Genomic DNA, 14,980 nt, shown 5'->3' on the forward strand with positions numbered 1-14,980 from the left:
TATAGCACCCTAGCGCATATGCAGATTATGAAGCGAGTGCGATCAAGAGTGCGACTCAGACTTCGATATCGGCCATGTTACCGTAGGTCTCGAGCCAGGCACGGCGGTCCGACGCCCGCTTCTTGCCGAGCAGCATGTCCATGCGGCTGTCGGTGTCGTCGCCGTCCTCAATAGTGAGCATCACCAGGCGCCGGGTATCCGGGGCCATGGTGGTCTCTCGAAGCTGCAGCGGATTCATCTCGCCCAGGCCCTTGAATCGGGTGACCGAGATCTTGCCCTTGCGCTTTTCCGCGGCAATCCGGTCGATGATGCCCTGCTTCTCGTGCTCATCCAGGGCGTAGAAGGTCTCTTTGCCCAGGTCCACCCGATACAGCGGGGGCATGGCTACAAACACGTGGCCCGCCGCCACCACCGGACGGAAGTGTTTCACGAACAAAGCACACAGCAAGGTGGCAATGTGCAGACCGTCGGAATCCGCATCCGCCAGGATACAGATCTTGTTGTAGCGAAGACCCTCTAGCTTGTCCGAGCCCGGGTCCACACCGATGGCCACGGCGATGTCGTGGACCTCCTGGGACGCCAGGATTTCTCCTGAATCCACCTCCCAGGTGTTGAGGATCTTGCCGCGCAGAGGCATGACGGCCTGAAATTCCCGGTCGCGGGCCTGCTTGGCGGAGCCACCAGCGGAGTCTCCCTCCACCAGGAACAGTTCGGAGCGGGCGGTGTCTGCGCCCGAGCAGTCTGCCAGCTTGCCGGGCAGCGCCGGGCCAGACGTGACCTTCTTGCGAGCCACCTTCTTGCTGGCCCGCAGGCGCCGCTGGGCGTTGCTGATGAACAGCTCGGCCAACGCCTCGGCTACGTCTGTGTGCTGGTTCAGCCACAGACTGAAGGCGTCTTTCACCACACCGGAGATGAATGCGGCAGCCTCACGTGACGACAGGCGTTCCTTGGTCTGCCCTGAGAACTGCGGTTCCTGCATCTTGAAGGAAAGCACGTAGGCAGCACGCTCCCAGATGTCCTCGGGCGAGAGTTTCACGCCCCGTGGCAGCAGGTTGCGGAACTCGCAGAACTCGCGCATGGCCTCCAGCAGGCCGGTGCGCAGTCCGTTCACATGGGTGCCACCCTGGGCCGTGGGAATCAGGTTGACGTAGCTCTCCATGATCGCCTCGCCGCCCTCGGGCAGCCACTGGATGGCCCAGTCCACTGCCTCCTTGTTGCCGGAGAAGCTGCCGGTGAAAGGCTCCAGCGGCACCGCCTCAATGTCTGCCAGGGCGGTGCGCAGGTAGTCTCTGAGGCCGTCCTCGTAGAACCACTCGTCCTTCTCGCCGGTCTTTTCCTGCAGGAAAGTAACGGTGAGCCCCGGGCACAGAACCGCTTTGGCACGCAGGTTATGCCGGAGGCGGCTGACCGAGAAATTGGGGCTGTCGAAGTACTTCGCATCCGGCGTGAATTTCAGTCGCGTACCGGTATTACGCTTGCCGACGGTATCTACCACTTCAAGTTCGGAGGCCTTGTCGCCGTTGGCAAAGGTCATGCGATGCAGCTGGCCGTCTCGCTTGATGGACACTTCCAGATGCGTGGACAGCGCATTCACCACCGAGACACCCACGCCGTGCAGACCGCCGGAGAAGTTATAGTTGCCCTGGGAGAATTTGCCGCCGGCATGGAGGCGGGTAAGAATCAGCTCAACACCTGGCAGGCCTTCTTCTTTGTGCAGATCCACAGGCATGCCGCGGCCGTCGTCCTCCACGCTGAGGGAGCCGTCACTGTAGAGCACCACATCAATGCGCCTGGCGTGGCCCGCCAACGCCTCGTCGACACTGTTGTCGATCACTTCCTGTGCCAGATGATTCGGCCGGCTGGTGTCGGTGTACATGCCGGGGCGCTTGCGCACCGGATCCAGACCGCTCAGGACTTCAATGGCATCGGCGTTGTATTGTTGCTGGCTCATGGGCAGGAACGGGCTCCGCGATTGGTGTAGAAAGCTGAGCCATAGCTTAGGGATTCGTGAGCAAAGATCAACGGTTGTTTTGTGGCCGCCAGCGCACGCTCAGCGCGCAAGATCCCGAACCAGGGGCTTACTGGTAACCCCGGATACTTCCAGCCGCTGCCACTCCACACCGGGCACGGCCACCACCGCGCAGGGAGAGGTAATCACCTGGGCCACGATCATGCCCTGCCCGGGCTTTCTCGTCACCATATCGAGGGACAGCGTGCTGCCGGAGAATCGCGCCTTTTCAAGAGCAACGCCATAGCCTGCGGTCGGCTTCTGGCCCAAGGTCACAAACACCAGATGCTCGCTGGCAAGATCCACCTCACGAATGAGCCGGACACTGAGATTCTGGCCAGCAACGCCCAGCAAGGGTTCCAGGTCATCGGCCGAGTCCACATACACGACGCCGGGACCGGTAAGCCCGCAGTGATCCGACTGGGTGATCTGGCGCACTTCAGACACCGCCCCACGGTCCATGGCCACGGACGTGCAGGCGGCCAATGAGACGGCCAGAACTACACTTGGGACAACAGAATAACGCGCTCTCAAGGACTGTCCTCCATTCGTCTGGTCGGCTCGTTCATTTCCGAATTGACGGATTTCAGGCTATACCCCTCGAAGCCAACACGAGGTCCGCCAAGTGAATTGATTGTTGGTCTCCGAAAGCTTGTACTCATGCGGAGACCAGTAAGCTCTGTTTCCTGAACTTTAATAATCTGCGGCAGTCCATTCACGGGATACTCAGCGCAGGCCTCGCCGTTTTCGCAAATAAAGCCATTGTTGTCCATATCAGTGCCAGCGACTAAAAGATAATTACCCGGCTCGACGTTGCCGAATTCAAATCGATACTGTCCCCCGATCGCAGATACTACCTGTTGATACACTGTATTCCGTGCTTCATCTGCAGACAGCAGCAAAACATAGTGCCGGCCAGCGTCTCCTCTGTCACTGGGATCGGAAAGGCGCACGTTTACCGGAACCGACAGACTTCGAACAGTTCCCGATCCTCTGTAGTCGATTTGCAGCTCCGCCGTTCCACTTTGAGTTTGCCCAAGCAATGCCGCATTTATGCTCAGAGTGACCGCTGGGGGAGAAGGTTCGCCTGCGACTAGCTCAGGCCCAACCCGAAGCCATTCCGCATCGGCAGAAATCCCAACTACAGTGATGTCGGCCTGCGTCGGATATTGGTTTAACGCAAGTTGGATCTGGCTGTCACTATTAACAAAAGTGACCACCGATGGGGACGCCGCAAGCACGTCTGGAATGTTTCCATCCAAGGCCGCATCCACGGCTTTGACTGCGTTGATCAGACCAGCTCCATATTCGGTGCTGTTTTCCTTTGCATCCGTAAGTTGGCCACCAACCATCAGGGCAAAAAACTCATCGGAAGAAAGTGATGGCTTTTCTCCCTTCATGAGGGCAAACAAGCCTGAAACGTGAGGCGCGGCCATTGAAGTTCCCTGAAGTCCTGCGTATCCGGGCTCGAAAACCCCCTCATCATCGGTGCCCCAGGTACTAACGATAATATCTGCCCGTGTATCCAGATTTGCGTCACGACTGGCATCGCCCCCAGGTGCCACCAAACTCACCGACGCCCCAACATTCGAATAGGATGCCCGCTCACCTCCTGCGTCAACCGCACCAACACCCACAACATTCGGATACGCTGCAGGGTATGTCGGTTCGTCGGTTGCCTGATTGCCCGCGGCTGCGACTACCAGCTTTCCCGCGTTGTGTGCCGCATTGATCGCGTTTTCGAGCTGAGAATTAGGTGCGACGCCTCCGAGGCTGAGATTAATGACATCGATCTCAGCCTGATTACCGGCCCACTCTATCGCAGCGATCAGGTCGGCCAGATTTCCAGTGCCCGCCTCCCCGAGGACTCGTACAGGGATGAGATCAGATCGATGGGCGACTCCGACCACGCCTATTGAGTTATCGACAGACGCGACAATTCCGGCTACGTGGGTACCATGAAAATTGCTGCTCCTGGGCTGTCCATCACCTGGATCAGCTGGATTAGAGTCACGCCCCGGTTCGTTATCCAGGTCATTCTGAAGGCCCACAAAATCAGGCGAGGATGATGACGTAGACACTACTAGAACGTTTTGCTCAAGATCAGGATGCCAGTTTCCTGCGGTATTGGGAGCTGAACTGAAAAGGCCTGTGTCGAGCACAGCAACGCCCACACCAACACCCGCGTTGGGGGCCGCCTGCCAAGCGCTGGGAAGACTGATCAAGGTGGAATTCCATTGGCGCCCGTAAAGGGGATTACTCTCGGGACTGGTCGTCTGGGCATGGTAAATATAGTTTGGAGAGGCAGCACTTACGCCGGCCTGATTGCGCAACTGCTGCACCCAAGCAGCGGTTTTGATCTTGGCCAGCTTACTATTCGCCCCAGCCATGGACTTAAATTCGTTCTGTCGTAGATGCCAGACGCCCGGTCGGAGCTCGCGAACTGGCTCAGCCGACATGGAACTCGTAAGCGACGAAGGGGCGTCTGAATTCGAATTGACTCCTGCAAACGTGACGATTGCCTCACCCGGGACGAAATCGGGCTTTTGGTAGGCCGCATTCATCATGCTTTCAGCGTTGCGCTCGGCGACGATCAGCACATAACGAAACGGACCTCCTGACTGTGCACCCACTCGAATGGTGTAATTGCCCCTCCCAGACTCTATGACATGCAGAATCGACTGAGAGTCGCCAGGCGCGCCAACGAAGACCTCGCGATCTTCTCCGTCAAAGATTTGCAACCGCGGCCTAGGTGCTTCTAAACGCTCGTCGCTGAAGACCTGAAGGGAGACTCGATCTCCAGGTTTAAGGTCAGCTTTGAAATAATCCTGAGCATCCTGTGCAAAGTCGAAACGTGTGCTTTCCCCTGACCGGGCCGGGTATGTTCCTGCCGAGGGGCTCAAATAACCGCCCACCACGCCCGTAACGGGCAGGCGTTGAGCCTCATCATCACAATTGTTGCTTATCGACTGGTTTATGCGTAGATCGTCGGCAGTATCAGAGTCAATCCGAGTCTGACTCTCGATATCAATTACACCACTAACCGACACCGATTGGGCGTTCACTGCACTCTGAGAAAAGCTTCCTAATTCACCCAAGCATCCAGCGCTAGCAGATCCCCCGCCACCCCCACAGCCTGCGAGAACCAGCAGGCCGGAAATGGTCACGAGCAGTCTCAAGGCGGCAAAAATAGACATGAAGAAAAAACACCATTATCGGAGGTCGTGGCAACGAGCATAGCCCATAGACGAGATACACCGCTGTTTGGTTCTGTTGTCCTACGTAGCTTTATGTACTTCAGATGCAAAAAAGCCGCCTGGAGTTCCCCCCAGGCGGCCTTCATCCTGCCATAACAAGATTACAACGCGTAGAACAGCATGGGCACGAATGCCACAAACAGCAGGGTTGGCCCCATCACCGCCAGGGGCAGGAGCAGCCGCTCGTAGCGATGCCAGAAGGAGCCGGTGCGCTCGGCGGCCAACACTTCGGTTTCGCCCACCACCTGCCTGGTGAGCAGATGGTTCAGGGCCACCGGCGGGCTCAGGTAACCGAGTTCGAAGGCCACCAGGCACACGATCCAGAAATGCAGCGGATCGATACCCAGCTGAATCGCCGGCTGGGCAATCGTGGCAGACACCAGGATCACCGCGCCGAACGGGTCCATGACCATTCCGATCACCGTCAGCATCACAACGATAACCAGCATGGCAATCCATGGGCTGGTAAGGTCTTCCGGAAACAATGCGTGAACAATATCGGAGCGCTCGAGAATGCCGCCAAGACAGATCGAGAACCCGATCAGTGCCAGCAACGCGCCAATGTGCACGGCGGAATCACTGGCGGCCGCCGAACTGCGGTTCCAGAAGGCCTGAGAGCGAGTTTCGCTCCCGGTGCGATTGGCCTTGGTCGAATCCAGTAGCACCAGGGCCAGCATCACCAGCGGCAGGATCAGCGGCGCGCTGTATTCGTTGAACTTCAGACCCAGGACGATCCAGATGGCGGCGATCACCAGGGCACCCACCAGCGCATATGGCACCAGCGCCCGGCTTTCACCCAGCGCTGCCCGGAAGGCACCCGGTGCCGGCCGTGGCTTCCAGTTACCCTGTGTCTTGCAGACCACCAGGGAGAACAGGGTGGCGGACATGATGAACACCCAGAAGCCCCAGCCATAGAGTTCGGTTGTGGTCACTTCTTTGTTCAAGGCGGCCACCACCACGATCAACAGGCATGGATTGAGTACCACCCCGAGGCTGCCAGACATCGCCGTGGTCGCCAGAGAAAGCTGTCTGCCGGCACCGGCTCTGCGCAGCTCGTCGTAGACCACACCGCCCACCGCCAGAATGAAAATACCGGAGGCGCCGGTAAAGGCAGTCGGGAACGCCGTCGCAAAGATGATTACCGAAGCCAGCAGTGGCGCGGGCAGGTTGAACGGCTTGATCAGGTTCAGCAGCAGCTCCGGAATCCGGGTCTGCTTGAGCATCATGCCCACCAGCACGTACAGGCCGATGTTGATGAACATGGAGGACAGGTTGGACATCATCCCGAAGTAGATCGCCAGGCCCGAGGCGTAGCCGTCCACCAGGAAGAAGTACGACATGGCGATCAGACCCATGGCGCAATACAGCGGAACCACCAGCCCCGACGATGCAGAGAGCTTGCCGGCCCGGATGCGCTCGGGGACGTTCACAAAGCGAATGGCGTTGATCACCATGAACAGGCCGAACACACCTGCCCAGGCATACTGGAGGTCCATGGTGGCCTCCGAGCCCGGCGAGCTTGCCAGCTTGCCGAGATAGGCGTTGAGAGACAGCACCATCAGCCCGTTCACGACAAACTGCACCCCCTGGCTCAGTCGCCATTCAGCGCGGTTGCGGGGCAGTCTCAGGGCAATGTGGTCCGTATCCAGGGCGGCAATGGCGGCCGCCATGGCGAACATGGCAATGAACAGGTACTTGGTCAGCTCAATGTTGTCGAGCAGGAACTCGGCCAGCCCCTGCTCTACCGCCTTGAACACACCCAGCGCGGGCGTGGCGTGTTCCAGGTTCTGTTGATACAGGGCGTATTGCTGCTGACAAAGCTCCAGGTTGCTCTGCAGGGACTTGCGAATGGCCTCCGGATTGGGGGGCGAGCTGAACAGATCGTCCGGGTCTGGTTTGTAGGCCTGCACCCGTCGCGCCACCTCTGCGTCCACGTCCATTTCCAGCTGGCAGGTGGGTTCCTTGGCGTCAGGGTTCAGCAGGTAGTAGTTAGGCCAGGTCTGTTCGCCCACCCACAGCAACCGCGAGTGCAGGGAGTTTCCCATGCCCAGCAGCAGGGTGAACAACAACAGAAGCAGGAGAACGGCCCCGTGCAATCGATGCACGGGGTAGAGGGTTCTCGCAGCCGGAGCGGTCAGTGCTCGCCAGTTCATGAGGATTCCGCCCTGTTATTCCCGGTTGGCCGCAGTGCACTCGGCGGCAGCCGGGTTGCTGGCACAGCGGATCTTGCTGAGCAGGCCCATCATCTTGGGATGGTAAACATCCGGTGCGCCGTTGAGGCCGTCACGCATTTCGATGCGGTTCTCCCGGAACATTTCCTGATAGCCACGGATGTCCTGCTCGGGAATGCGTACCCACTTCTCATCGGGAATCGCGGCTTCCTGGCCTTCGATCAGGGTCATAGCCTGCGGGAACATGTTCCAGGCTTCCTCGCGCGCCTTCTGGGCGAGATCATCTCCGAGGACCTCATCGCGGGCTACGATCTGCAGGGTCAGCTGCGCCAGGGGATAGTCAACCACGCCACCTTTATCGCCAATGCCCTTGTACAGTTCGAGCGCTTCATAGGCAAAGGCCGGTGCGTAGGCGGTATCCACCGAGCCGTTATTGAACTTGCCGGCGAAGTTGGTGATATCAGAGGGAACCACAGTGGCCTTCACGTAGTTCACCATATGGATGGCGTCTTTCTGGTAATCCAGCGTTGCCATGCGCTTGCCGGCAAGCTCACCGGCGGTATCAATGCTCCGGTCGTTCACGAACAGGTAGCCGGCGCCCACCGGGATGATACCCAGCACTTCATAGCCGTTGGATTTCATCAGCGGCGCGGCTTTCGGCTGGGCCAGAGTGGCCAGCAGGGTTTTCAGGTTGCCGTAGGTGGGAATGGCTCCCACGGCACTGATGCTGCCGGTGAACTTGTTGAACGGACGAATCCGGATGTCGGTGGCCGCCACGGCATCACACTGGCCGGCGTTGAAGTCGCCGATGGCGACGCCTTCGTCGGTGTAGGGCTTGAGCTCGAAATCAACCCCGTGGCTTTTCATTTCCAGGGAGTAGTCCTTCACAAAGTTATAGAAGTCACCATTGGCCCCGATCACATCGAACACGCACATGGAGACGGTCTTTGCGGATGCAAGGGGCGCGGCAGCAGCCAGGGTCAGGGCGGCCAGGGTCAGGGTTGGTCTGGATTTGCGGATCATTACGACCTCCGGGTCATTCTTGTGTTTGTCAGATATTCAGAGGGTGTCGGAGACCTGCCTCAGAGCAGGTCATCCAGATTCATGGTTTCGACATTCTCGGTTTCGCGCTCGGGGCTCATCTTGCCAAAGAACGTCTGAGGGGTGCGGTAGCCATAATTGGCGGTCCAATACTTGTCCGAGGAGAATTGCACCGCATCGGCCGCCACTTCGTCCACCAGGCGATAGTCGTCCCACACGGTTACCCTGGCGTTGGAATCAGCAAAGGTGGCAATTGCCTCCTCGAGCTTGTCGGGCCGACCAAAGGTTTCGGCGGCCACCGCCTGGAGCGCGTGCGGCACGCGGATGCCTTTCTCGACACCCAGCTGCCGGCTGTGTTCCAGCACCTGCCAGGGGTCGGGCGAGAGTTCCGGGCGGGTATCCGGCAGCAACAGCCACACCAGGGCACGGATGGCATTCGGTGTGCCACCCCACTTCTCGTTGTCCAGACAGGTCGCGGCACGCTCCGCCTGCGGCGCAATGTTGCGGGGAACGCCGGCCATGGCACCGGAATTGGCGTCGTTAACGATGGCCTGCATGCCGGTCAAAAGACCGAGGAGGAACGTCAGTTCGTCCTGTTCGCTGAACAGAAACGGACACTCCAGGGGCTCTGCGGCCGGGTCAAACTCGTAAGCGGCCATCGCACGCTGGAAGGAGCGGTACCGACGCTTTGCCGTCAGGGCATTCAGGCGCTTGGCCTCTTCCCGGGCATCCTTGGCGGTTGCAACATCGCCCTGATAATCAGCGCGCAGGTACGCCAGCTCCGCCTCCCAGGCCTTGTACTCGGCACAGTTGCCGGCCAGAAGCATGAGCAGGGAGCCCGTGGTGTCCGGCGCTTCAGTCACCCGTGAAAACGAATAGAGCAGCGGGTCGATGCCCTCGCCCAGGGCACAGGCCATCTTTGGGTCGGACATCTGCAGAACATAGGGTGTGGCCTCGCCCTCGGAGTAGTTAGAGAGGACGACACCCGTGGTGGTGTAGATGGGATTTGCCGAGCAACCTGCAAGGGCGGCAACCGCCGCCAGTGTGAGGGTCTGAAGACGTGGTTTCAGCCAAGCCAGAGAGGAAATCATAAATCACCCTGCTTTACGTTGTTGTTGTATGCCCGATCGTTTGTCGGTTTTTGTTAACGGCTGCAAGAATGCTTCGAAAACTGTCCTACAAAAATGGCTGGAATGCCGAACGGATTATGCCGATGAGGCCAATGGCCCTCTTAGAAAGGTCGGTTCTTGAGGTTTTCCTGATGTAAATCAAAGACTTTAATACCAGAACGTATTAAAGGGCCAGCATTGCCATCACCTGGTCAGTCAGTCCATCCAAAGTGAGTCCGCCCCGCTCTGGCTTGTACCAGGTTACCGTCCAGCTCAGGGCGCCGGTCAGCATACGGCGCACCACGAAAGGATCTGCCAGCAGGTCACCCCGCTCTTTCAATGCTCCCAGAACGTTCAGCCACAGCGCCTCATAGATATCTCGGAGTTCGAGAACCTCGGCCCGGGAATCCTCGGACAGGCTGCGCCATTCAAACACCAGCACGGCCATGGCTTCTCCGGTTTGCCCGTTGATGGACTCGAGCTCAGCCCGTATCAGCGCCCTCAGTTTTTGCCGGGGCGTGTCGGCAGCCTCCACGGCCGCCTGCATCAGTGCGGTGTTCAGCCGGATTGTTTCAACCATAACCGCTTTCAGGATTTCCTCCTTGCTGCGGAAATGGTGGAACAGACTGCCAGACTGGATACCGACGGCGGCGGCCAGGTCCCGCACCGTAGTGCGCTCATAGCCCTTTTCCCGGAACAGGCGGGCAGCTTCGGTGAGCAAGCGCCCTCGGGCACCGTTGGGGTCGGAGACGAGGTTTTCGGCAATCAGGGACTGGAGGATCGGGTTCTGGCTCACTGAAACGTTCCGGCTGGCAGATTAGGCCAATGATTCTACCCTAAACTCGCCACTTTACAAACCAAGCGCTTGCTTGGTATTGTCAATCGCATCGTTGGCGAATTCCGACATGGACACTGACTATGACTGACTCACCGCGCTCCGTTCGCATCGGCTGTTCGGCCGCCTTTTGGGGCGACACCGAAACCGCCGCGGCGCAGCTGGTCCGTACGGGCAATATTGATTACCTGGTGGCCGATTATCTGGCCGAGATCACCATGTCGATCATGGCCGGCCAGAAGATGAAGGACCCCACCCAGGGCTATGCCCGGGATTTCGTGCAGACGGTGATGGGTCCACTGCTGGGCGACATCAAGGAGAAAGGCATTCGGGTGCTGGCCAACGCCGGCGGCGTGAATCCGGTAGCCTGCCGGGACGCCCTTCAGGAACTGTGTTCGAAAGCGGGTGTGGACCTGAAAATCGCCCTTGTTCTGGGCGACGACCTGCTGATGAAAAAGAAAAAGCTCGCCGACGCAGGCATCTCCGAAATAAGCACCGGCGAGCCCATGCCGCCCATGATGGTGAGCCTTAACGCCTACCTGGGCGCGCCGGGCCTGGTGGCTGCCCTGGAACAGGGTGCGGACATAGTGATCACCGGTCGCGTGGCCGACAGCGCCCTGGTGCTGGCGCCGCTGGTCCACGAATTCGGCTGGCGCTGGGACGATTACGACAAGCTGGCCCAGGGCTGCCTGGCCGGGCACCTGCTCGAGTGTGGCGCACAGGCCACCGGCGGCAATTTTACCGACTGGGAAGCCGTGGCCGGCGGCTACGCCAACATGGGCTTTCCGATTGCCGAAGTCAGCGCAGACGGCCGTTTCTTCATTACCAAACCCGAGAACACCGGTGGGCTGGTCAGCCGGGGCACCGTCGGCGAGCAACTGGTCTATGAGATCGGCGATCCCCGGGCCTACCTGCTGCCCGATGTAACCTGTGACTTTACCGCTGTAGAGCTGGCTGAAACCGGTAAGGACCGGGTTGAGGTCACCGGTGCGCGGGGGCTTCCCCCTACCAGCACCTACAAGGTGTCGGGCACCTGGCCAGACGGTTTCAAATGCACGGTCACCTTCCTGTTGGCCGGCATGGATGCCCCGGCCAAGGCGGAGACTGTTGCCCAGGCCATATTGGCCAAGACATCGCGCATGTTCAGCGAACGTGGGCTACCCGATTACAGCGAAACCAGCATCGAGCTTCTGGGCACTGAAACGACGTACGGCGCCCATGGCCGAGGCCAGGACTGCAGGGAAGTGGTGGTCAAGATAAGCACGGCCCATCCGAAGAAAGAAGCACTGGTGCTTTTCTCCCGAGAAATCGCCCAGGCGGCCACGGGCATGGCTCCGGGCATTACCGGAATTGTCGGCGGCCGGCCTACGGTGTGGCCGAAGATCCGGCTGTACTCCTGCCTGGTACCCAAGAGCGAAGTCGAGGTCTCGGTGGATCTGGGTGGCGAGCAGCGGGCGGTGGCAGTCGCTACCGAAGGTGGCTTCGATACCAGCCTGCTTCAGCCCCAGTCCTTTGCCCATGAGACTCCGGCCACGGATACCACGGTGCCGCTGATTAAGTTGGCCTGGGCTCGGAGCGGTGACAAGGGCGACCACAGCAATATCGGGGTGATTGCCCGCAAGCCGGAGTATCTGCCGTTCATTGAGGCGGCGCTAACGGAAGCGGCGGTCGCCGAGTGGATGGGCCATACGTTGAATCCGGAGACTGGCCGCGTTACCCGGTGGGCGCTACCGGGTTTGCAGGCGATCAATTTCCTGCTGGAGCACAGCCTGGGTGGCGGCGGCGTGGCCAGCCTGCGGATTGATCCCCAGGGCAAGGCGTTTGCACAGCAGTTGCTGGAGTTTCCGGTGCCTGTTCCCTCAGATCTTGTGAAGAGCTAAACATTTGGTGCATGCACTCTGGTTGGTAGCAGGTTCCGGGACACGCCGTGAATACGTCCGTGTAGGCTTGATCGCAGCATCCCTGCTGCTCACAGTCCCGGAACCTGCTACCAACCAGAGCGCCCGAACTTTGGAAGGGTCATCACTTTTATGAGCTATCAATCAGTTTTTCATCCGGACCTGTTCAAAGGCCAGGTATTTATCGTTACCGGCGGTGGTTCCGGCATTGGTCGTTGCACGGCCCACGAGCTGGCTGCCCTCGGAGCGCGGGTCGCCCTGGTTGGCCGGAAGGCTGAGAAGGTGGAATCGGTAAAAGCGGAGATCATTGAGGACGGGGGCATTGCCTCGGCCCATGTCTGCGATATCCGGGAAGAGGAATCAGTGAAAGCTACCGTGAAAGCCATCATTGCCGAACATGGCGGGCTGAACGGGCTGGTGAACAACGCCGGTGGGCAGTTCCAGGCGCCGCTGACGGGGATCAACCAGAAGGGCTGGGAAACCGTGGTGCGCACCAACCTGACCGGCGGCTTCCTTATGGCTCGGGAGGCCTATACCCAGGCGCTGTCGAAAACCGGCGGTGCAATCGTGAACATTGTGGCCGATATGTGGGGCGGCATGCCCGGCATGGGCCACTCCGGGGCAGCCCGGGCCGGGATGGTGAATTTCACCCAGACCGCCGCCGTGGAATGGGGCGCCTCCGGGGTTCGGGTGAACGCCGTGGCGCCCGGCTGGATTGCGTCCAGCGGCATGGACAACTACCCGGAACACATGCGCCAGTGGATTCGCAGCCTGGGCGATAACGTGCCCATCAAGCGGATGGGGACCGAATCGGAAGTGAGCTCGGCCATCTGTTTCCTGCTCAGCCCGGGCGCCGCGTTTATCAGTGGCGACTGCCTGCGGATCGACGGCGCCGCTTCCCAGGGTGGCCGGGTGTGGCCTCTGCCGATGGCGAAGAATAACGAGCCCTATAACGGTTTTCACCGGGCCATCACCCCGAAAGTCCTGAGCGACGACTGAGGAGCGGATCATGCAGGTACTGGAATCCACGGTAAGCCCCCAGTCCGACGACTTCCGCGTCAATGCGGACGCCATGGAAGCGCACATCACCACCTTCCGGGAGGTGGAGCAGAAGGTTCTGGACCTTGCTGAAGCGGCCCGGGAGAAGTTCACCAAACGCGGCAAGCTGCTGCCCCGGGACCGGATCAACCGGCTGCTGGACCGCGGCACACCGTTCCTGGAATTGTGTTCCCTGGCCGGCTACAAGATGCACGACGACAAGGACGGCAGCCTGGCCGGCGGCGGCATCATTGCCGGCATTGGTTATGTGAGCGGTATTCGCTGCCTGGTGGTGGCCAGCAACAGCGCCATCAAGGGCGGCACCATCACCCCGGCCGGCCTGGACAAGACCCTCCGCCTCCAGCAGATCGCCATGGAAAACAAGCTGCCGGTGGTCTCCCTCTCCGAGAGCGGCGGCGCGAACCTGAACTACGCCACCGACATTTTCGTGCTCGGCGCCCGGGGCTTTGCCAACCAGGCACGCATGTCCGCCGCTGGCATTCCACAGGTCACCGTGGTTCACGGCAACGCCACCGCCGGCGGCGCCTATCAGCCGGGTTTGTCCGATTACGTGATTGCGGTACGCGAGCAGGCCAAGATGTTCCTGGCCGGCCCACCGCTGCTGAAAGCGGCCACCGGCGAAGTGGCCACCGATGAAGAACTGGGCGGCGCCGAAATGCACGCCACGGTGGCGGGCACCGCCGAATACCTGGCCGAAGACGACGCCGACGGCATCCGCCAGGCCCGCAACATCCTCGAAGCCCTACCCTGGAACGAGCAGCTGCCGCCACGGCGCGAGCTGGATTGGGAGGAGCCGCGCTACCCCGCGGAGGAATTGCTGGGTGTTATACCGGCGGATTCCAAGAAGCCCTACGACGTGCGCGAAATCCTGGCCCGCATTGCCGACGGTTCGAAGTTCATGGACTTCAAGAACGAGTTCGACGACCAGACCGTGTGCGGCACCATCCGCATCGAAGGCCACTCGGTGGGCATCATCGGCAACAACGGCCCAATCACACCTGCCGGCTCCGCCAAGGCGGCCCAGTTCATCCAGCTTTGCGACCAGGCCGGCACGCCGCTGCTGTTCCTGCACAATACCACTGGCTTCATGGTGGGCACTCATTCAGAACAGAACGGCATCATCAAACACGGCTCGAAGATGATCCAGGCCGTGGCCAATTGCAGGGTGCCCAAGGTCGCAATTGTGATCGGCGGTTCCTATGGTGCAGGTAACTACGCCATGTGCGGGCGCGGCCTGGACCCACGTTTCATCTTCGCCTGGCCCAACAGCCGCACGGCGGTCATGGGCCCGGCTCAGGCGGGCAAGGTGATGCGCATTGTGGCCGAAGACAAGCAGCGCCGCGGCGGCTTGGAGCCGGATCCGAAGACGCTGGATTTTCTGGAGCAGGCGACGGCAAAGAAATTGGAGGAAGGCTCAACGGCGCTGTTCGGAACGGCCAGATTGTGGGATGACGGGCTGATTGACCCGCGGGATACCCGACGGGTTCTGGCCCTGGTTCTGGACATTTGCCGGGAAGCCGAGGCTCGGCAGTTGCGGCCTAATACGTTTGGAGTCGCCCGCCTGTAGGTCTGCTTATACGGCGGAGGAACCGATTGGCCCCC

10 protein-coding genes are annotated in these 14,980 nt (G+C 60.1%); 3 read left to right on the forward strand and 7 right to left on the reverse strand.

What is annotated here, in order from left to right; all coding sequences use genetic code 11:
- Nucleotides 1-55 precede the first annotated feature (55 nt).
- From parE to BM344_RS05365, 7 genes are all read right to left on the reverse strand, one after another.
- Nucleotides 56-1,951, reverse strand: coding sequence for a DNA topoisomerase IV subunit B (parE, locus tag BM344_RS05335; protein ID WP_091986866.1), 1,896 nt, complete (start codon nucleotides 1,949-1,951; stop codon nucleotides 56-58).
- Nucleotides 1,952-2,050: 99 nt separating this feature from the next.
- The gene (locus BM344_RS05340) at nucleotides 2,051-2,455 is read right to left on the reverse strand and encodes a protease complex subunit PrcB family protein (RefSeq protein WP_228143557.1); all 405 of its coding nucleotides are present in this window, start codon (nucleotides 2,453-2,455) and stop codon (nucleotides 2,051-2,053) included.
- Between the two features lie 83 nt (nucleotides 2,456-2,538).
- Complete coding sequence (locus BM344_RS05345) at nucleotides 2,539-5,205, reverse strand: S8 family peptidase (RefSeq protein ID WP_091986869.1); 2,667 nt, start codon at nucleotides 5,203-5,205, stop codon at nucleotides 2,539-2,541.
- Nucleotides 5,206-5,366: 161 nt separating this feature from the next.
- Nucleotides 5,367-7,418 carry a TRAP transporter large permease subunit gene (locus BM344_RS05350; protein ID WP_091986871.1) on the reverse strand — a complete coding sequence of 684 codons (2,052 nt, stop codon included), beginning with the start codon at nucleotides 7,416-7,418 and terminating at the stop codon, nucleotides 5,367-5,369.
- Between the two features lie 15 nt (nucleotides 7,419-7,433).
- Nucleotides 7,434-8,459: a putative solute-binding protein gene (locus BM344_RS05355; RefSeq protein WP_091986874.1), complete on the reverse strand. Its 1,026-nt coding sequence runs from the start codon at nucleotides 8,457-8,459 to the stop codon at nucleotides 7,434-7,436.
- Nucleotides 8,460-8,518: 59 nt separating this feature from the next.
- Nucleotides 8,519-9,568: a hypothetical protein gene (locus tag BM344_RS05360; protein ID WP_091986876.1), complete on the reverse strand. Its 1,050-nt coding sequence runs from the start codon at nucleotides 9,566-9,568 to the stop codon at nucleotides 8,519-8,521.
- Between the two features lie 202 nt (nucleotides 9,569-9,770).
- A complete protein-coding gene (locus BM344_RS05365) occupies nucleotides 9,771-10,382 on the reverse strand; it encodes a TetR/AcrR family transcriptional regulator (protein ID WP_091986879.1) in 612 nt (203 codons plus the stop codon).
- A 122-nt stretch (nucleotides 10,383-10,504) separates the two neighbouring features.
- Between BM344_RS05365 and BM344_RS05370 the strand changes: the two genes are divergently transcribed.
- The 3 genes from BM344_RS05370 (at nucleotide 10,505) to BM344_RS05380 (ending at nucleotide 14,945) form a co-directional block, all read left to right on the forward strand.
- Complete coding sequence (locus BM344_RS05370; RefSeq protein WP_091986881.1) at nucleotides 10,505-12,301, forward strand: acyclic terpene utilization AtuA family protein; 1,797 nt, start codon at nucleotides 10,505-10,507, stop codon at nucleotides 12,299-12,301.
- 150 nt (nucleotides 12,302-12,451) lie between these two features.
- On the forward strand, nucleotides 12,452-13,318 hold the full coding sequence (locus tag BM344_RS05375; RefSeq protein WP_091986884.1) for an SDR family oxidoreductase: 867 nt from the start codon (nucleotides 12,452-12,454) through the stop codon (nucleotides 13,316-13,318).
- 10 nt (nucleotides 13,319-13,328) lie between these two features.
- A complete protein-coding gene (locus tag BM344_RS05380) occupies nucleotides 13,329-14,945 on the forward strand; it encodes an acyl-CoA carboxylase subunit beta (RefSeq protein WP_091986887.1) in 1,617 nt (538 codons plus the stop codon).
- The last annotated feature ends 35 nt before the right edge of the window (nucleotides 14,946-14,980 follow it).

The organism is Marinobacter gudaonensis (genome assembly GCF_900115175.1).
GTDB lineage: Bacteria > Pseudomonadota > Gammaproteobacteria > Pseudomonadales > Oleiphilaceae > Marinobacter > Marinobacter gudaonensis.

Bases quoted from the DNA above. Each gene is read 5' to 3' on its own strand.
- parE (WP_091986866.1), bottom strand. From the start codon at position 1,951: ATGAGCCAGCAACAATACAACGCCGATGCCATTGAAGTCCTGAGCGGT.
- BM344_RS05345 (WP_091986869.1), bottom strand. From the start codon at position 5,205: ATGTCTATTTTTGCCGCCTTGAGACTGCTCGTGACCATTTCCGGCCTG.
- BM344_RS05350 (WP_091986871.1), bottom strand. From the start codon at position 7,418: ATGAACTGGCGAGCACTGACCGCTCCGGCTGCGAGAACCCTCTACCCC.
- BM344_RS05355 (WP_091986874.1), bottom strand. From the start codon at position 8,459: ATGATCCGCAAATCCAGACCAACCCTGACCCTGGCCGCCCTGACCCTG.
- BM344_RS05360 (WP_091986876.1), bottom strand. From the start codon at position 9,568: ATGATTTCCTCTCTGGCTTGGCTGAAACCACGTCTTCAGACCCTCACA.
- BM344_RS05370 (WP_091986881.1), top strand. From the start codon at position 10,505: ATGACTGACTCACCGCGCTCCGTTCGCATCGGCTGTTCGGCCGCCTTT.
- BM344_RS05375 (WP_091986884.1), top strand. From the start codon at position 12,452: ATGAGCTATCAATCAGTTTTTCATCCGGACCTGTTCAAAGGCCAGGTA.
- BM344_RS05380 (WP_091986887.1), top strand. From the start codon at position 13,329: ATGCAGGTACTGGAATCCACGGTAAGCCCCCAGTCCGACGACTTCCGC.